Source organism: Erythrobacter sp. (genome assembly GCF_035194505.1).
In the GTDB taxonomy this organism is placed as follows: domain Bacteria; phylum Pseudomonadota; class Alphaproteobacteria; order Sphingomonadales; family Sphingomonadaceae; genus Erythrobacter.
In genome coordinates this window covers 1,475,001-1,492,234 of sequence record NZ_CP136573.1, presented here as the reverse complement: position 1 = coordinate 1,492,234, position 17,234 = coordinate 1,475,001, and the positions used below count along the sequence as shown (strand labels likewise).

The window sequence follows — 17,234 nt, the reverse complement described above, 5'->3', positions numbered from 1 at the left end:
CGCAGTGCTCGACCGCCAGCCGGTGCTGGAGGACGAGCGCCTGCGCTTGCGCCCGCTGCGGCCTGACGATTGGGACGCGCTCTTCGCGGTCGCCTCCGATCCGCTGATCTGGGCCCAGCACCCCGCGCATGACCGCTGGCAGGAGCCGGTATTCCGCGCCTTCTTCGAGGACGCGCTGGCGAACGCGGGCGCGCTGGTGGTGATCGACAAGTCCAGCGGCCCAAATGCTGAACGCATCATCGGCTCCTCGCGCTTTCAAGGGCTGGAAGAGGCCGATGGCGGCTCGGTCGAGATCGGCTGGACGTTTCTGGCGCGCAGCCATTGGGGCGGCACCTTCAACCACGCCATGAAGCGGCTGATGCTCGCCCATGCGCTCGCACACGTCGCCGAGGTGCGCTTTATGGTCGGCGAGACCAACACCCGCTCGAGCACCGCAATGGCGCGGATCGGCGCAAGGCTCACCGACAGGCGAGAGGAGCGCATCATGGCGGGCGGGGAAGTGATCCCGCACCTCACCTATGTCATCACCCGCGAGAGTTTTGCGAGCGGGCCGCTGGCTGCCTGATCTAGGCCGACAGCACCGCCCGCGCGACGCTGTGCCACCATGGCGTATCCCACAGCACCAGCATGGTGATCTGGGTCGGCAGGATGATCGCCAGCCACACCCAATAGGCGCGGTGGACATAGCCGTTGCGCAGCAGATCCCGCGCGAACATCGGCACAGCGAGCAGCAGGATGTAAAGCTCGGTGCTGATCGGTGAATGCGGCGCGCTGGTCGGCAGCCCCGGCACCCGGGCAATTGCCGCGCCCATGACGCTCGCGGTGCCGAGGATCATCATGCGCTTGTGAAAGCCCGGGTCCGAATGGCGCGCGAGCATGGCCAGCGCGATGAACAGCGGGAACAGCAGCCCTGCACGCAGCTGGCTGAGAAGAATGTTCTCCTTGCGCAGCACCGTCGCCTCGGCGGAGGCGCGCAGATCGGGGGCGGCGCTGGTGGCGACCTCGGCGACCTGACGGTAGCTTTCGGCGGCCAGCATGGTGCCCACGATCACCAGCGCAGGCACCAGCACCAACGCGGTCAGCCCCAATTGCATGTGCCCCTTGATCCGCCCCGTCGCGGCGAGCCATGTCTGGGCGAGGAGGAGCAGCAGAAAACTGCCCATCAGCACGGCGTGAAGGTGCAGAACCGTTGTCATGGGCGGGTGGGTTCCGTCCTTCACGGCAGCGACCATCTCGAAGGAATCCGGCACGAAACCGGCAAGGGTTATCGCCAGAAATCCGCCCGCCATTGCGACATAGATCCAGCGATCGATTGCGTCGGCGCGCGGTGTGCCGCTGAAATAATCGATGCGCCCGCCCGCCTGCGCGAGCCCAGCTGCATTTCCCATCCGGTTTCCCCCCTCGATTGTGGTTGCCGGATATCACCAATCGGCGGGAGAGAAAATCGCGGTTTTGCCCGCTGACCTAGCCCCCGCTCACCCCTTTGCGGCGAGGCTCTGCATGCGCTTCAGATAGCGCGCCAGCACGTCGATCTCGAGGTTGACCTGATCGCCTTCCTTGAGCGCGCCCAGCGTCGTCACCTCGGCGGTGTGGGGGATGATGTTGAGCCGCATGTCGCAGGTGCCATCGGGCCGGTCGCGCACGTCGTTGACTGTGAGCGACACGCCGTTGACCGTGATCGAGCCCTTCTCCGCGATGAAGGGGCTCATTTCGGCTCGCGCGCGGATCGCCACTTTCCAGCTGCCGCCTTCCTGCGCCACCAGCACCACCTCGCCCACCGAATCGACATGGCCGGTGACGATATGGCCGCCCAGCTCGTCGCCGAGGCGCAGGGAGGGTTCGAGATTGAGGCGCGCGCCCTGCTCCCACATGGCGGGCACGGTGCGGCTGATGGTCTCGCCCGAGACATCGACCTCGAACCACGCATCGCCCGCCGTCCCGCCGCGTTCGACCACGGTGAGGCACACGCCCGAGCACGCGATCGAAGCGCCGATATCGATCCGCGCCGGATCGAGCGGGGCGGTGATCTTGAGGCGCATGTCGCCGCGCTGGTGGACGCTGGCGATGGTGCCGATGGCGGTGACGATACCGGTGAACATGGTGGGCAAGTCCTTGCTAGCTGCGGCGGCGGAGATAGGCGGTGAATTCATCGCTGCCAAGCTGGCGGTGCTCTGACGCGTGCCAGCGGCCATGGGCGGCATCGAGGCTGGCAAGGCCGAGCGCGCCCAACGCCCGCTTGCCGTCACCGATTAGGATCGGCGCGCGGTAGAGGTGCAACTCGTCGACCAGATCGGCCGCAAGAAAGGCCGCCGCCGTCTCTGCGCCGCCTTCGACATAGAGATATTGTACGCCCTCAAGACTGGCGATGGCTTGGGGGCTGGCGATGGCGGTGACGCCTGCGGGTGCGTCTCCCCGTGTCAGCACCACGCGGGCGGGCGAGCGCGCCTCCAGCCCCGGCAGGCGCACATCAAGGCGCGGAGCGTCGGTGCGCCATGTTCCGCCGCCGACCAGAATCGCGTCATGCTGCGCGCGGCGGGCGTGGACATGGGCGCGCGCCGCCTCTCCGGTGATCCAGCGGCTGGTCCCATCGGCAAGCGCGATGCAGCCGTCCAATGAGGTGGCGAGCTTCAAGGTCACCCACGGGCGGCCGAGCGTCTCGCGCGCGAGAAAGCCCGCAAGGCTGGCGGCCGAGGCGGCATCATCGAGCAGGGTGGTGGCAATACCCGCCGCCTCCAGCCGCGCGCGGCCCTTGCCTGCGGTGCGCGGATCAGGATCGTGCTGGCCGATGACGACGCGGGCAGGGCGGGCGGCGACGATCAGATCGGCGCAGGCAGGCCCGCGCTCAGAAGGGTGGGCGCAGGGTTCAAGCGTGACGTAGAGCGTTGCGTCGGCCAGCACTTGCGGCGCGAGGCCTGCCAGCGCGGCGGCTTCAGCATGAGGGCGTCCGCCTTGAGCCGTCCACCCGCGCGCGATGACGCGGCCATCGCGCACCACCAGCGCGGCGACGCCCGGATTGGGGCTCGACAGCGGGCGGGCGCGCAAGGCGAGCCGCGCCGCGGCGGCCATCCAGTCGTGATCGGTAGGCGCGAGGCTGGCTATTGGCCCTGGTCCCTGGCAGCGCCGAACAGTTCGGCCCGGCGCTTCTCCTCGGCGGCCGCTTCGGCAGCGCGCTCGGCTTCGGCCTTGGCTTCGATGGCATCGACATCCATGCCCGCCGCCGCGCCCAGCGCCTTGTACATGTTGCGCTTGCGCTCGGCGATGTCCGCCTCGGCAGCCTCGCGCAGCTCCTTCACCTCCTGATTGGCGCGGTTGCTGGCGATGATCTCCGCGTCGCTGCGATCAGGGGCGAAGCTGGTGATATAGTCGATCTGCGGCCGCTCGGGCGCCTTGTATTCGACTTGGCTCACCGCCCACCACAGGATCCCCGCCACCGGCAGCACCGAGGCGGCAAGGAAGGTCCAGCGATAAGGGCGCGGCCGACGGATCTCGTTCCACAGATCGAGAAAGCCCGGCGCGGGGTTGAAGCGGGACTTGGACAGCATGGCCCCTCTATAGGGCGTGGGGGCTGCGCGCTCTAGCCGAAACTTGCATAGAGGCCGCGCCCGTGTTCGCGCAGCCACTGGTCGGCGCTGCGGATGTCGCCTTCGTAGATCCGGCCGAGCAGGGCGTGGAAGGCGGGGCTGTGATCGAAATGGACGAGATGCGCGACCTCATGCGCCACCACCGAGCGGCGCACGAAATCGGGGGCCTGCACCAGCCGCCAGTTGATGCGGATGCGGCTCTTGTCGGAGCACGAGCCCCAGCGGCGTTGCGCGCGGGTGAGGCCGACCGGCACCGGATCGAGCCCGGCGGCGGCGCAATAGTCGCGCATGTCATCCTCGCACAGCCGCAGCGCCTCGGCCTCGAGCCAGCGGCGCAGGCGGGTTTCGAGGCCGGCTTCCGGCCCGCCGAGCCGCAAGGCCTCGTCCGCAAGCGCCGGACGGCGGGGCGCGCGGGCCTCCCATTCCAGCCTGAGCGCCGCGCCGCGATAATGCACCGCGCCGCCCGGCACCGGCGCCGCGCGCGCGGGCAGGCGGGCGAGCTGCTGCGCCAGCCAGTCGGCGCGGGCATGGGCAAAGGCAATCGCCTCGCGCGCCTCGGCCCAGGCGGGCAGGCTGATGCGCACCTCGCTGCCATCGGGCGCCAGCCGCAGCGTCAACCGCCGTGCATGGCGCATCCGGCGCAGCACGATCGGCACGGTTTGTCCGGCCAGCTCCAGCTCGGGTTCGAGCGGCGGGCGGCGCAGCCAGTCGATCATTCCGCCTCCTCCCCGTCCGCCGTGAGCCGGTAGGTCTTGGGGGAGGGCCATTCGACGATGTGATGTTCGAGCGGCCCGGCATCGGTCTCACTCACCACCCGGCCCACCACCGATACGCCCGCCCGCCGCACCGCATCGCGATCACCGCTGACGAGGTAATGCCAGCCTGGCAGCGGACGGCCATCGGCGCGCAGGCGGTAGGCGCAGGTCGAGGGCAGCCAGCTGACCTGCTCGACGATCCTGAGCGTCAGGCGCAGGCAATCGGGGACGAAGGCCTTGCGATTCTTGTAATCGCTGCACTGCGCGGTGCCGGTGTCGAGCAGGCGGCAGGCGATGTTGGTGTCGAGAATCTCGCCGGTATCGGCATCCTCTATCTTGTGCAGGCAGCAGCGCCCGCAGCCGTCGCACAGCGCCTCCCATTCGGCGCGGGTCAGCGCGCCCAGTTCCAGCTCCCAGAAGCGGTCCCTCAGTTCACCCACTTATCGAGTTCCGCCGCCACTGCGTCCGCGCCCTGGTCCACCGGCAGGGTTGCCAGCGGTTCGCCCGCGGGGCCGAACAGGTAGACGATGTTCGAATGATCGACGAGATAGCCTCCGCCCGGCACCGCCTCGCCCTTGGCATAGAACACCTTGAACGCCTTGGCCGTCGCCGCGATCTGATCGGGCGTGCCGGTGAGGCCAATGATGTCGGGCGAGAAGGCGGCGGCGAATTCGCCCACCACTTCGCGGGAGTCGCGCTCGGGATCGATGGTGATGAAGATCGGCTGGATCTTTGCCGCCTTGTCGGGATCCTGCCCTTTCAGCACCTTCAGCCCCTGCGCCACGCGCTGCATGTCGGTGGGGCAGATATCGGGGCAGAAGGCATAGCCGAAATAGACCACGCGGTACTTGCCCGCGAAATCGGCCCAGCGGACGGTCTCGCCCTTGCTGCCTGTCAGCGCGAAGTCCCCGCCGATCGCCGCGCCCGCCAGCGGCGGCTCGGCCGCAGGCGCGCCGCTCCCGCAGGCGCTGAGCGTCAGGGCAGCAGCGGCGGCGGCAAGGAGGAGGGTGATGCGGTGCGTGGGCTTGGTCTGGGGCTTGTTGATGCGGTTCATGGTCTGCTAACCGGGGGCTTGCGAAAGGCTGCGCATCGCGCGGCGGAGGATGGCATTGGCACTCCCATAGGGGGCCATGTTACAGTGGAATGCGAAAGGATCACACCTTGGGCTTGGATGTTTTGCGCAAGTTAGGAAGCCGGGCGGGGATTGCCAGTGCTCTTCTGGCGTTGGTGCTGGCCGTGCCTGCGGCTGCGCAGTTCCAGTCGGAAGGCTACCAGTTCCTCGAAGCGGTGAAGGAGCGGGACGGCGACAAGGCCACCGACATGCTCAACAAGCCGGGCACCACCATCGTCAACACCCGCGACATTTCCAACGGCGACACGGGTCTCCACATCGTCGTGGCACGGCGTGATGTGCTGTGGATCCGCTTTCTCACCCAGCGCGGGGCCGATCCCAATATCCGCAACAAGAAGGGCGTCACCCCGATCCAGCTCGCCACCTCGATGGGCTTCATCGACGGGGTCGAGGCGCTCATCAAGGCCGGGGCCGATGTCAACGTTGCCGATCAGACCGGCGAAACCCCGCTGATCGCCGCCGTGCACCAGCGCAATCCCGAGCTTGCGCGCGTGCTGCTGGCCAAGGGCGCAGACCCCGAACATAATGACAATTCGGGCCGTTCGGCGCGCCAGTACATGGAACTAATGAGCGGCAATGCGCTTTTGAAACAGGTCTTCGCCGAAGCCGATGCCAAGCGCGCCGGCAAGCAACCCGAACGCCGATACGGACCTTCCTTCTGACATGACCATGACTGCCCCCGCCGATTTTGCCGACATGACGCTCGACGAGCTGCGCATCGCGCTCGCCCCCGATATCGCGGCCAGCGCGATTTTTGACGGGTGGAACGAGACCGCGCTCACCGCAGCGGCGGAAATGGCGGGCTGCGATCTCGATGTGGCCCGGCTCGCCTTTCCGGGCGCAAAGCCGATGGACATGATCGCGGCGTGGATCGCCAGCGTCGATGCGGCGATGGAGGCCGAATGGCCGGCAGAGCGGCTCGCGACGCTGAAAATCCGTGAGCGCATCCGCACGCTGGTGGCCTTCCGGCTCGATGCCGTGGCCGATGTGGACGAGGCCGTGCGCCGCGCGCTCGCGGTGATGGCCCAGCCGCAGAACGCAGCAACCGGCCTGAGGCTCGGCTGGCATTCGGCCGACATCATGTGGCGGCTCGCGGGTGATACGGCGACCGATTACAACCACTACACCAAGCGCGCTATTCTGGCCGGCATCTACTCGGCGACGCTGGCGGTGTTCGTGAATGACGAGAGCGAGGGCAAGGCCGATACCCACGCCTTCCTCGAACGGCGCATTGATGGCGTGATGAAGTTCGAAAAGGTGAAGGCCCAGCTGATCGGCAAGGACCGCGAACTGCCGAGCCTGACGCGGTTTCTGGGGCGCCTGCGCTATCCGGCGCGTTGAGTCGGGGATTAGCCGCCGGCCCCGGTCGCACTGCCCCTGAAGGTCGCCTATTGCCCGACTCGGATTCGGAGCGCATCTTGGCGCTCACGTGGTCAAGACATTGACGGGAAGGGTATTTCGATGGCGGGTTCGCTCAACAAGGTCATGCTGATCGGCAATCTGGGCGCCGATCCGGAGGTTCGCAGCTTCCAGAACGGCGGCAAGGTCTGCAACCTGCGCATCGCCACCACTGAAAGCTGGAAGGACCGCAATTCGGGCGAAAAGCAGGAGCGCACCGAGTGGCACACCGTGGCGATCTTTAACGAAGGTCTGGCGGGCGTTGCCGAGCGGTTCCTTAAGAAGGGCTCGAAGGTCTATATCGAAGGCCAGCTCCAGACCCGCAAGTGGCAGGACCAGAACGGCAATGACCGCTATTCGACCGAAGTCGTGCTGCGCGGACCGAACTCGGTGATGACCATGCTCGACGGTGCTGGCGGTGGCGGTATGGGCGGCGGCGGTGGCCGTTCGGGCGGCGGCAGCTACGGCGGCGGCGGTGGCGGCGGCTGGGATCAGGGCGGCGGCTCGTCGGGCGGCGGCGGCGGCGGATTTGGGGGCGGCGGCGCGCCTGCTGGCGGCGGCTACGACGATCTCGATGACGATATTCCGTTTTGACAGAGCGGCTTAGGCGCAGCTAGACAGGCAGTGCGGGCATCGCGGCCTCGCGGGAGTTGCCGATATGCCAGCCAGCGTTGTTGCCCTGTCACTCCTGCTCGCAGCCGCGCCGCAGGACATGCCGCCTCCCATACAGGTGTTGCCGGCAGGGCCAGTTGAACGGCAAGTGCTCGATTGGCAGCCGGGCGCGGTGACCTGCGGCGATTCGGGCGATCGGCCCGCGAACATTGCCGCTCTCGATCTGGTCGCCCCCTATCCGCAGGCTCTTGCCCTCGCGGTGCCGCCTGCGCCGATGATCGTCAGTTTCGATATCGCGGCCGACGGGCGCGCGTTCAACATCCGGCCTGCCGCAGGCCAGCGATCGCGCTTCGATACGCGTGACATCATGCCTGCGCTGCGGGCCAGCCGCTTTGCCACGGGCGCGGAGCAGCGCGGTTGCCGCATCACCTATACGCCGCAGCTGCAACCGCTCGCCACAGCCGATCTGCGAACCATTGCGCGGCTTGGTGCCAGTCCGGGCAACCGGCTTGATAAGGCTGGATGGCAGCAGATCGCGCCGGGCAATTGCCGCGAGCAGCCGAGCGCAGCGCCCCTGCTGCGCGCCTATCCGGATCGCCGCAAACTCACCCCGATCGCAGGCGACCGGGTGTGGACCTATGTGCGCTACGACATTGATGCTGGCGGAAAGCCGGTTGGGATTGCCACGGCGATCAGCTCCGGAGATGCGGCGCTCGATGCCGAGGTGCGCACGGCTGTGTCAAAGGGACGCTTTGCGGGCGGGCCGCGCACCGGCTGCGGCATTTCATGGCGGACCGCGCCAGCATCGGTGGCCGCCCCGCCGCTCCCGGAAGGCAGCGAGAGCGCTGGCAACACGGCCTGCGAAATCCCCGATCGCTGGGAGCGCAAGCCGGTGCTGACCTATCCCGAACCCTATCGCCAGCGCGCCATCGAAGGCTGGGCGGTGGTGCGCTATGATGTCGCGCCGTGGGGGGAGCTGGGCGAAATCAAGGTGCTTGCCGCTGAACCCAGCAGCGACTTCGGCGAAGCGGCTGTCAATGTGTTGCGCCGCGCACGCTTCAAGCCACCGGCGGCGGGGCTGACCGGCTGTGTCGACCGTGTCCGCTTTGCGATCCGCGCAGACGAGGGTGATGCGCCTGCGGACGATGATGCTACGGTGGCAGACTAGTCCTTTTTCAGCCCTGCCAGCAGCGCGGCGAGCGGGCCTTCCTGCTCGCCTTCCTGCACGATCCCAGCAGCCTTTCGTGCGGCATCGGCGCCTGGCCCTTCGGCATAGGGATCGATCGCAAGGCCCAGCGTCTGCGCCACGGCCTCACCCAGATCGAACATGTCGCCGGCATAGTCGATCTCGTCGCAATCATCAGATTCCAGTTCGAGTTCGATCTCCGCATCCTCGGCAATCGGGCGGGGGTTTTCCTCGATGAACCTCAAGTCGATGGGTTCGTCGATGGTAACGGGGAAGTCCTCTCCGCTGACGGCGCAGGGCTGCATGATCGCGGCCTTGAGCCGCCCGCTCGCACGGATAGCGCGGGGCTTCTGTTCGAGCGATATTTCGGCCCGCAGGCTCTCCACCGCGCCGAGACCAAACCGCGCGGCCAGCGCGGCGCGCTCTTCGGGAGAAGCCTCGATCACCACCGCCTCGCCCGGCAGGGGGCGGGCCTTGATCATGCGCGTGAGTTCGGAGGCACCGCTGCTCACCAGATCGCACTCGCTTTCAGCATTTCCGCATCGGAAAAGCGTCCCAGTCGCTCGGACAGCTTGAGCAACCGCTCGGCCACGGCCTTGGCGCTGGCGGTTTCATCGGCCCCTTCGGCAAAGGTGACATTGCGCGCCACAGCGCCGGTCAGCTTGTCGAGATCGCCGGTGTTGAGCGCCACGCGATAGGCACCGAGCCGGCCGCCGAGCACGCTCATCAGCTTGCCGATGCGCTTGCCCACGACGACGTCATTGACCCCGAATTCCCTGAGCTGGCCGTCCATGTCCTCGACGAAGAGTTCGGCCAGGAGGGCGCTTTCGGCGCGCATATCCGAAGCCTCGACCCGCACCATCACCGCGCTCAGCACGGCGGTGATGAGATCGAAGCGCCCGGCAATCGAATCCGCGACGCCGCACTCGGTGTAATAGGCCGGATCACGCGCCAGCTCGATCACGCGGTGCCACAAGGGGCGCACTTCTTCGCGCGGATCTGGAGCGGTGCCGAGCAGACGGGAGAGGAACGACATGGCCGGGGGTTCGCCTTTTGCAATCTTCGGTTGTGTCCGCACCTACGCGCAGCGGAGGCGGGTGGATGCGTTCAAGCCGGGTTCAACCCCGCTTGCTAGGCAGTCTCACGCGCATCTGCCCACAGATGGTGCGTTGCAAGCTTGTGCCTAGCGGCTTAAAGCCCCAGACCCAAGGGATATGAGACAGCCGCCGCGCGCGGACGAGATGACGGGACAGACTGGTTTGACGCAGATGGCGAAAAAGACACCCGATGGAGCCTTCCGCAAGGTGGCGATGCGCGGGGCCGTGATCCTCGGCGTTGCTGCGCTGCTGCCGGCCTGCACCCCGATCCGCGAATCACGCGGCTACATCACCGATCCGCTGCTGACCGACGTGGTGCAGCCCGGGATCGACAACCAGCGTTCGGTCGAAGGGGCGCTGGGCCGTCCGACCTTCACCAGCCAGTTCGGCGCGCCGACGTGGTATTACGTCTCCAGCCTCACCGATCAGCGGCCTTTCACCCGGCCCAAGATCAAGATCCACTCGGTGCTGGCCGTGCGTTTCGATGCGGCGGGCAAGGTGGTGAATGTCGAGCGTAGCGGCGTAGACAAGCTCGCCTATCTCGACCCCGATGGCAACAAGACCCCGACCCTCGGGCGGGAGCGCGGCTTCCTTGAAGACCTGTTCGGGAATATCGGTCAGGTCGGCGGGGCTGGCGTCGGCGGGGCGCCGGGCGGCGGACCCAACGGGCAGTAACCAGCTTGAACGCCTTGTCTCGTTCTCCATATTGGCGGCATGAGCAGCGATCCTTCAGCCCACGGCCTCGTGCAATGGCACGGCACAACCATCATCGGCGTCCGCCGCGGCGGCACCACTGTCATCGCGGGTGACGGGCAGGTGTCGATGGGCAACACCGTGATGAAGCCCAATGCGAGGAAGGTGCGCCGGATCGGCGATGGCTCGGTGATCGCAGGCTTTGCCGGGGCGACCGCGGATGCCTTCACCCTGTTCGAACGGCTGGAAAAGAAGCTCGAACAATATTCCGGCCAGCTGATGCGCGCGAGTGTGGAGCTCGCCAAGGACTGGCGCACCGACAAGTATCTGCGCAACCTCGAAGCCCTGATGATCGTGGCCGACAAGGACACCCTGCTGGTGCTGACCGGCAATGGCGATGTGCTGGAGCCGGTGGGCGATATTGCCGCGATCGGATCAGGCGGGAACTACGCGCTCGCCGCCGCCCGGGCGCTCGCCGATTACGAGCATGATGCCGAGACCATCGCGAGGAAAGCGATGGCGGTGGCGGCCGAGATCTGCGTCTTTACCAACGGCAATTTGACGGTCGAAACCGTTTCGTCCTAACGCACGCGGCGCGCGCGGCCCTGCAAGGGCGGCGGCGCGCTGACGGGAGCGGGACTATCACCGAGACACAACGCCAGATGCCGGACGGCAAGATCGTGGCGATCCAGCTGCTGCGCGCGCTTGCCGCGGTGATGGTGGCGGCCGGGCACATCGCCTGGGCCTTCGCCAATTACCTGCCCGGCGGGCTCGGCATCGAATGGCGCGCGGAGGTTTCCGGCCAGCTTGCGGTGATGGTGTTCTTCATCCTGTCCGGCACGGTGATGGTGATGGCGGCCGAGCGCCAGTTCGGCCAGCGGCAAGCCCGCTCGCTGTTCTGGCGGCGGCGCTTCATCCGCATCATGCCGCCCTACTGGATCGCCAGCATCCTCCTTGCGGTGACCTATATCGGCCTGTTCGATACCCCCGTGAACGCGGAGAAATTCGCCAAGTCCATGGCGCTGATCCCCTATCCGCAGGGCAATGGCCACCTGCGCTCGATGCCCTTCCTTTGGGTCGGCTGGACGCTGTTCTACGAGATGGTGTTCTACTTCATCTTCGGCCTGTTCCTGTCGTGGAAGCGCGGGGCGGCGATTGCCGGGGTGAGCGCGGTGCTGGCGGTGCTGGTGATCGCTGGCACATGGATCGGGCCGGGCAATGCCCCGCTCTACACGCTGACCCGCCCGGTATCGGTGATGTTTGCTGCCGGCATGTATATCGCCCTGTGGCGCGCGCACGGGGGCGAGGCGCCCGCATGGCTGCGCTGGCTGGTGCTGGGGGCAAGCGCACTGGGGCTGTGGCTGCTGCCCATGCCGGAGCAATCGCCGGCGATGGGCTGGGACTATCTGCTGTGGGCCGGCCTTCCGGCGCTGGGGATCGCCTTTGCCGCGCTTGCCGGACCCTTCCGCCTGCCCGCCACTGCGGCGGTCAACCGGGCGGGCGACATTTCCTATGCGATCTATCTGTTCCACGTGCCGATGGCGTGGCTGTGGCTGTGGTTCTGGGGCCGCCTGCCGTTTTTCGATCCCGCGCCATGGGACTATTTCGTCTCCGCCCTGATCGCCTCAATCGTCTTCGGCTGGGTGTTCTACACTGTCATCGAGCGGCCGATGACGCTGGCCTTGAACCGGCGCTTTGCCGCGCCACATAGCGGTGACGAAGCCTCTGGAAAGCCCGCATGACCACCTCCTCCCTCTCCGAAGCCCTGACCCCCAAGGCGATCGTCGCTGCGCTCGACCAGCACATCATCGGTCAGGCCGATGCCAAGCGCGCGGTCGCCGTGGCGCTGCGCAATCGCTGGCGGCGCCAGCGGCTCGGCGCGGATCTGCGCGACGAGGTGACCCCCAAGAACATCCTGATGATCGGTCCCACGGGCTGCGGCAAGACCGAGATCAGCCGGCGCCTCGCCAAGCTTGCCGAAGCGCCTTTCGTCAAGGTCGAGGCGACCAAGTTCACCGAGGTCGGCTATGTCGGGCGCGATGTCGAACAGATCGCCCGCGATCTCGTCGAGGAAGCGATCCGGCTGGAGAAGGAGCGCCGCCGCGACAAGGTGCGCGAAGCCGCCTCCGAGGCCGCGATGGCGCGCCTGCTCCATGCGCTGGTGGGCGACAACGCCTCCGAGGCGACCCGCGCCGCCTTCCGCCAGCGCATTGTCGAGAACGCGATGAATGATGTCGAGGTGGAGGTCGAGGTGGCCGACACCCCGTCTGCGCCCTTCGACATGGGCAACATGGGTGGTTCGATGCAGATGATCGACCTCTCCGACATGATGGGCAAGGCGCTGGGCCGGAAGAACACCCGCCGCCAGAAGCTGCGCGTGCCCGATGCGTGGGACCGGCTGGTGGACGAGGAGGCGGACAAGCGCCTCGATCAGGACGACGTCGCGCGCACCGCGCTTGCAAACGCCGAGACCAACGGGATCGTGTTCCTCGACGAGATCGACAAGATCGCGGTTTCCGACGTGCGCGGCGGCTCGGTCAGCCGCGAGGGTGTGCAGCGCGATCTCCTGCCGCTGATAGAGGGCACGACTGTCGCCACCAAGTATGGGCCGATGAAGACCGACCATGTGCTGTTCATCGCCAGCGGCGCGTTTCATGTGGCCAAGCCCTCCGACATGCTGCCCGAACTGCAGGGTCGCCTGCCGATCCGCGTGGAACTTTCCGCGCTGACCGAGGGCGATTTCGTGCGCATCCTCTCCGAAACGCGGGCCAATCTGGTCGCGCAATACAAGGCGCTGCTGGGGACGGAATCGGTGACGCTCGACTTCACCGATGATGCGATCGCGGCGATTGCGCGGATTGCGGCTCAGGTGAACGGCACGGTCGAGAATATCGGCGCGCGGCGTTTGCAGACGGTGATGGAGCGGCTGCTCGAAGAGATCAGTTTCACGGCCGAGGATCATGCCGGCGAGACGATCATCATCGATGCCGCTTACGTCGAGGCGCGGCTGGCGGGGCTGGCCGGCAACACCGACCTCAGCAAGTATATCCTCTGATGACGGGCGCGGGGGCGGTCAGCGCGCTCGGCGCGATGCTGGCGCAGATGGCCCCGGCGCTCGATCACCGGGCGTGGTTCTTCGAAGTGGTGGAGGGCGATGCCCCGCCCGATGCCTTCGCGCTGATCCGCGAGGACGAAGGCACCACCGCGATACTTGCCGGAGAGCGGGCAGGCACGCCCTTCGCCCGCATCACACTCACGGTCCATTCCGCGCTCGAAGGGGTGGGTCTGACGGCAGCCGTATCAGGCGCACTGGCTGAGGCCGGGATCGCCTGCAATGTCGTGGCGGGGTTCCACCACGATCACATCTTCGTGCCGTGGGCGCGCAGGGACGAGGCGCTGGCTATCCTCCAGCGCCTCGCTGCAATCGGATAGCTATTTCTCCAGCAGATGCTTCTCCCAGAACACCAGCTGGGCAAGGAAGCTGTATTCGGAATTGGCCTTCTTGCGGAAGCCGTGGCCTTCGTCGGCGGCGATAAGGTGCCATGCCTCGCCGCCGTTCTTCCGGATCGCGGCGACCATCTGGTCGGCCTCGGACTTGGGCACGCGCGGATCATTGGCGCCGGTGATGACGAACATCGGCTTGGTGATCTCGGCCACGCGGGTGAGCGGGCTGATCTCGGTCAGCTTGGCGCGCTGTTCGGGCACACGCTCGTCGCCATATTCGACGCGCCGCAGATCCTGCCGGTAGGGGTTGGTATTTTCGAGGAAGCTGACGAAGTTGCTGATCGCCACGGTGCACTGGGTCGCGGCCAGTTTCTCCTTCAGCTGCACCGCCGCCGCGTAGCACATGTAGCCGCCGTATGATCCGCCGGTAAGGCCGATGCTGCTGGCATCGACTGCCGGGTCCTTGCCCGCGGCATCGATCAGCGCGGCCATGTCCTTCACGGAATCCTCGCGCTTGAACGGGCCGTTGTCGAGGCTGACGAAGGTCTTGCCGTAGCCGGTCGAGCCGCGCACGTTGGGCAGGAAAATGCCGACGCCGAGTTCGTTGAGGAAGTAATTGTCCGGCCCCATGAAGCCCGCGGTGCTCTGCCCTTCGGGGCCGCCGTGGATATCGACGATCAGCGGACGCTTGCCCGGAAACTTCGCCGGATCGGGCAGGTAGAGCAGCCCTGAGACCTCCAGCCCGTCAAAGCTCTTCGTGGTGAGGATGCGCGGCTCGACATTGACATTGGGATCGAGCCCGCCGGTCTCGCTCTGGGTCCAGCGGGTGAGTTTCATCGACTTGGGATCCAGTGACCAGACATCCGACGCGCTCCGGGCGCCGTTGAAGGAAAAGCCGATCTCGCCCCAGGGCGCGATTTCCAGCCCGCCGATATTGCCCGCAGGGAGATTGTCGACCCGCTTCACCTTGCCGCTCGCGACATCGAGAATGCGCAGACGGTCAAAGCCCGCCTCGTTGACGACATAGGCGATGGTCTTGCCATCATCCGACAGATCGAACCCGTCGACATCCCACTTTTCGCGGGAGACCGGGGTGAAGCTGCCGGTGAAAGGATCGATCCGCCCGAGTTGCTGGAAGTCCGAACCCTCGTCGCTGGTCGCCCACAGCGTGCCGTCGGGGGCGACGGCAAAGCCGGTATAGGCAATCTCCTTGGTCCGGTCGCCGATCGCGGCCATCTTTCCGCTGGCGATATCGAGCATGTAGAGATCGACGTCCTGCACCGAGCGGTAGTCGGCGAGGTAGGCGGTGCGCTTGTCGGGCGAAAAGCCGGTCACCGCCCAGCCGCCGCCCTGGCTTTCGTGCACCATCCGTGCGCTCGCCGGATCGCGCGGGTCCATGACATAGATGTCCGAATCCACCCCGTTGCGGCGGGTCGAGGTAAAGCCGATCAGCTGCCCGTCGCTGCTCCAGCTGTTGAGCTGGTTGCGGCTCTTGCCGTCGGTCAGGAGGGTGAGGCGGCCGTCCTTCAGCGCGTGGAGCTGGTAATACTCATCCCCGCCGCGATCCTTGGAGACGACGATCACATCGCCCTTGCCCGGCGAATAGCCGCCCGAGACCGGCTCGGCCTCGAAGCTCAACTGCGTGCGCGCGCCCATAGGCATGGCGACGCGGTGAAGCTGGCTGACATTGGCAAAGCGGGTGCTGATGAGGACGGCGCGGGTGTTCGGATCCCATCCGGCAAAGCCCGCACCGCGCGATTCGAGATAGGGGCGCACGCGGGCGGCCAGCTCCAGCGGAACCGGCGGCATGGCCTCGGCGGTGAGTGCGGCCGGGACCGGCACGGCAGGGGCGGGAGGTGATGCCGGCGGTTCGGCGGGATTCTGGGCGCCAAGCGGGGCGGCGGCGGTGGCAAGCAGCAGGGCAATCAGGCGGGCATGGCGCATCGGACAGGCTCTCTCTCTCGTGACGGCAGGCCCCCGGCAGACAGGGGCGAGCACACAGGAGTAACCAGCCGCTCCGGCAGGGGCAATCCCCGCGCCGGTTGCTATTCCGCCGCCTCGGCGGGCGCGATCTCGCCGCGCTGTTCGGCCGCCTGGCGCGACCACATCTCGGCATAGAGCCCGCCCTTGGCGAGCAGGCCCGCATGGGTCCCGCTCTCGGCCAGCCTGCCGTGATCGAGCACGAGGATGTTGTCGGCATCGGCAATGGTCGAAAGGCGGTGCGCGATGGCGATGGTGGTGCGCCCTTCCTCCAGCCGCTTCAGCGTGCCGAGGATCTCCTGCTCGGTGCGGGTGTCGAGCGCACTCGTCGCCTCGTCGAGCAGCAGGATCGGCGGGTTCTTCACCAGCGTGCGGGCGATGGCGACGCGCTGCTTCTCCCCGCCCGAAAGCTTGAGCCCGCGTTCGCCCACCATGGTGGCAAAGCCTTCGGGCAGGCGGCCGATCAGCGGCATCAGCGCGGCATCGCGCGCGGCCTGTTCGATCGCCGCCTGATCCGCGCCCTCGGCTCCGTAGGCGATATTATAGGCGAGGGTCTCGTTGAACAGCACTGAATCCTGCGGCACGATCCCGATCGCGGCGCGCACCGATACCTGCGAGACCCCTGCGATATCCTCGCCGCCCACCAGCACCCGCCCGTCCTGCGGATCATAGAAGCGGAACAGCAGGCGCGCGATGGTGCTCTTGCCCGCGCCCGAGGGGCCGACAATCGCGGTGGTGCTGCCGGCCGGAACCTCGAAGCTGAGGCCATTGAGGATCGTGCGCCCCGGCTCGTAACCGAAGGTGACATTGTCGAAGGCAATCGTCGGCGTGCGCACGATCAGTGCCGGCGCGCCGGGGACGTCCTGCACCTCGATTTCGGTGTCGATCAGACGGAACATCTCGGCCATGTCGACCAGTCCCTGCCGGATCGTGCGATAGACCCAGCCCAGCACATCCAGTGGGCGGAACAGCTGGATCAGGTAGGTGTTTACCAGCACCAGATCGCCGACAGTGAGCTGGCCCTTGCTCCAGCCCCACACGGTATAGGCCATCGCGCCCGCCACCAGCGCATTGGTGATGACCGATTGCGCCATGTTGAGCAGGCCGACCGAATTCTCCGACTTGATCGCGGCCTCGGCATAGGCGCGCGCGGCGCGGGAATAGCGTTCCTCCTCGCGGCGCTCGGCCCCGAAGTACTTCACCGTCTCGTAGTTCAGCAGCGAATCCACCGCGCGGTGCAGTGCCTCGCCGTCGAGATCGTTCATCTCGCGCCGCAGCTTGGTGCGCCATTCGGTGATCCAGCGGGTGACCAAGACATAGGCCACCACCGTCACCGCGGTCGCAGCCACCAGGGTC

The 17,234-nt window shown here is 67.0% G+C and carries 21 protein-coding genes (1 of these 21 only partly in view); 10 read left to right on the top strand and 11 right to left on the bottom strand.

The features are described 5' to 3' along the window. Positions 1–4 precede the first annotated feature (4 nt). Positions 5–565 (top strand): GNAT family N-acetyltransferase, encoded by a 561-nt coding sequence (locus RSE14_RS07410; protein ID WP_324076707.1) that lies wholly within the window; start codon positions 5–7, stop codon positions 563–565. A 1-nt stretch (position 566) separates the two neighbouring features. Here RSE14_RS07410 and RSE14_RS07405 read toward each other — a convergent pair whose 3' ends face one another. From RSE14_RS07405 to RSE14_RS07375, 7 genes are all read right to left on the bottom strand, one after another. After that, a complete protein-coding gene (locus RSE14_RS07405; RefSeq protein ID WP_324076705.1) occupies positions 567–1,388 on the bottom strand; it encodes a hypothetical protein in 822 nt (273 codons plus the stop codon). 87 nt (positions 1,389–1,475) lie between these two features. Beyond that, the gene (locus RSE14_RS07400) at positions 1,476–2,099 is read right to left on the bottom strand and encodes a riboflavin synthase (RefSeq protein ID WP_324076704.1); all 624 of its coding nucleotides are present in this window, start codon (positions 2,097–2,099) and stop codon (positions 1,476–1,478) included. A 16-nt stretch (positions 2,100–2,115) separates the two neighbouring features. After that, positions 2,116–3,099 carry a bifunctional diaminohydroxyphosphoribosylaminopyrimidine deaminase/5-amino-6-(5-phosphoribosylamino)uracil reductase RibD gene (gene ribD / locus RSE14_RS07395; protein ID WP_324076856.1) on the bottom strand — a complete coding sequence of 328 codons (984 nt, stop codon included), beginning with the start codon at positions 3,097–3,099 and terminating at the stop codon, positions 2,116–2,118. Beyond that, complete coding sequence (locus RSE14_RS07390; protein ID WP_324076703.1) at positions 3,096–3,542, bottom strand: hypothetical protein; 447 nt, start codon at positions 3,540–3,542, stop codon at positions 3,096–3,098. Before RSE14_RS07390 ends, ribD begins: the two co-directional genes overlap by 4 nt. 32 nt (positions 3,543–3,574) lie before the next feature. Further along, positions 3,575–4,297: a M48 family metallopeptidase gene (locus RSE14_RS07385; RefSeq protein WP_324076702.1), complete on the bottom strand. Its 723-nt coding sequence runs from the start codon at positions 4,295–4,297 to the stop codon at positions 3,575–3,577. After that, a complete protein-coding gene (locus RSE14_RS07380; RefSeq protein WP_324076701.1) occupies positions 4,294–4,776 on the bottom strand; it encodes a YcgN family cysteine cluster protein in 483 nt (160 codons plus the stop codon). The genes RSE14_RS07385 and RSE14_RS07380 overlap by 4 nt, the downstream gene beginning before the upstream one ends. Continuing rightward, positions 4,764–5,390 (bottom strand): SCO family protein, encoded by a 627-nt coding sequence (locus RSE14_RS07375; protein WP_324076699.1) that lies wholly within the window; start codon positions 5,388–5,390, stop codon positions 4,764–4,766. The genes RSE14_RS07380 and RSE14_RS07375 overlap by 13 nt, the downstream gene beginning before the upstream one ends. 107 nt (positions 5,391–5,497) lie before the next feature. On the opposite strand from RSE14_RS07375, the gene RSE14_RS07370 reads away from it, so the two are divergent. From RSE14_RS07370 to RSE14_RS07355, 4 genes are all read left to right on the top strand, one after another. After that, the gene (locus RSE14_RS07370; RefSeq protein WP_324076698.1) at positions 5,498–6,130 is read left to right on the top strand and encodes an ankyrin repeat domain-containing protein; all 633 of its coding nucleotides are present in this window, start codon (positions 5,498–5,500) and stop codon (positions 6,128–6,130) included. Between the two features lies 1 nt (position 6,131). Next, positions 6,132–6,809 (top strand): COQ9 family protein, encoded by a 678-nt coding sequence (locus RSE14_RS07365; protein ID WP_324076696.1) that lies wholly within the window; start codon positions 6,132–6,134, stop codon positions 6,807–6,809. Positions 6,810–6,929: 120 nt separating this feature from the next. Further along, complete coding sequence (gene ssb, locus RSE14_RS07360; protein ID WP_324076694.1) at positions 6,930–7,460, top strand: single-stranded DNA-binding protein; 531 nt, start codon at positions 6,930–6,932, stop codon at positions 7,458–7,460. A gap of 166 nt (positions 7,461–7,626) precedes the next feature. After that, entirely contained in the window at positions 7,627–8,646 is a 1,020-nt protein-coding gene (locus RSE14_RS07355) for a TonB family protein (RefSeq protein ID WP_324076692.1), read from the top strand. Here RSE14_RS07355 and RSE14_RS07350 read toward each other — a convergent pair. Together RSE14_RS07350 and RSE14_RS07345 are read right to left on the bottom strand one after the other, a co-directional pair. Further along, a complete protein-coding gene (locus RSE14_RS07350; RefSeq protein ID WP_324076689.1) occupies positions 8,643–9,176 on the bottom strand; it encodes a YceD family protein in 534 nt (177 codons plus the stop codon). The two genes, RSE14_RS07355 and RSE14_RS07350, sit on opposite strands and share 4 nt — an antisense overlap. Continuing rightward, a complete protein-coding gene (locus RSE14_RS07345; RefSeq protein ID WP_324076687.1) occupies positions 9,173–9,700 on the bottom strand; it encodes a ubiquinol-cytochrome C chaperone family protein in 528 nt (175 codons plus the stop codon). The genes RSE14_RS07350 and RSE14_RS07345 overlap by 4 nt, the downstream gene beginning before the upstream one ends. 274 nt (positions 9,701–9,974) lie before the next feature. Between RSE14_RS07345 and RSE14_RS07340 the strand changes: the two genes are divergently transcribed. The 5 genes from RSE14_RS07340 to RSE14_RS07320 all read left to right on the top strand — a co-directional run bounded on the left by RSE14_RS07340 (position 9,975) and on the right by RSE14_RS07320 (position 13,886). Then, a complete protein-coding gene (locus RSE14_RS07340) occupies positions 9,975–10,436 on the top strand; it encodes an outer membrane protein assembly factor BamE (protein ID WP_324076855.1) in 462 nt (153 codons plus the stop codon). 39 nt (positions 10,437–10,475) lie between these two features. After that, positions 10,476–11,039, top strand: coding sequence for an ATP-dependent protease subunit HslV (gene hslV, locus RSE14_RS07335; protein ID WP_324076686.1), 564 nt, complete (start codon positions 10,476–10,478; stop codon positions 11,037–11,039). Between the two features lie 77 nt (positions 11,040–11,116). Then, positions 11,117–12,196 (top strand): acyltransferase family protein, encoded by a 1,080-nt coding sequence (locus RSE14_RS07330; RefSeq protein WP_324076683.1) that lies wholly within the window; start codon positions 11,117–11,119, stop codon positions 12,194–12,196. Next, positions 12,193–13,509: an ATP-dependent protease ATPase subunit HslU gene (hslU, locus tag RSE14_RS07325; protein WP_324076681.1), complete on the top strand. Its 1,317-nt coding sequence runs from the start codon at positions 12,193–12,195 to the stop codon at positions 13,507–13,509. The genes RSE14_RS07330 and hslU overlap by 4 nt, the downstream gene beginning before the upstream one ends. Further along, positions 13,509–13,886, top strand: coding sequence for an ACT domain-containing protein (locus tag RSE14_RS07320; protein ID WP_324076679.1), 378 nt, complete (start codon positions 13,509–13,511; stop codon positions 13,884–13,886). Before hslU ends, RSE14_RS07320 begins: the two co-directional genes overlap by 1 nt. On the opposite strand, the gene RSE14_RS07315 is transcribed toward RSE14_RS07320, so the two are convergent. After that, on the bottom strand, positions 13,887–15,842 hold the full coding sequence (locus RSE14_RS07315; protein WP_324076678.1) for a S9 family peptidase: 1,956 nt from the start codon (positions 15,840–15,842) through the stop codon (positions 13,887–13,889). A gap of 101 nt (positions 15,843–15,943) precedes the next feature. Next, positions 15,944–17,234, bottom strand: partial view of an ABCB family ABC transporter ATP-binding protein/permease gene (locus RSE14_RS07310; protein WP_324076676.1) — the 3' portion only. 557 nt of this gene lie beyond the right edge of the window; only the last 1,291 of its 1,848 coding nucleotides appear in the window; its start codon lies off the right edge, out of view; the stop codon is at positions 15,944–15,946.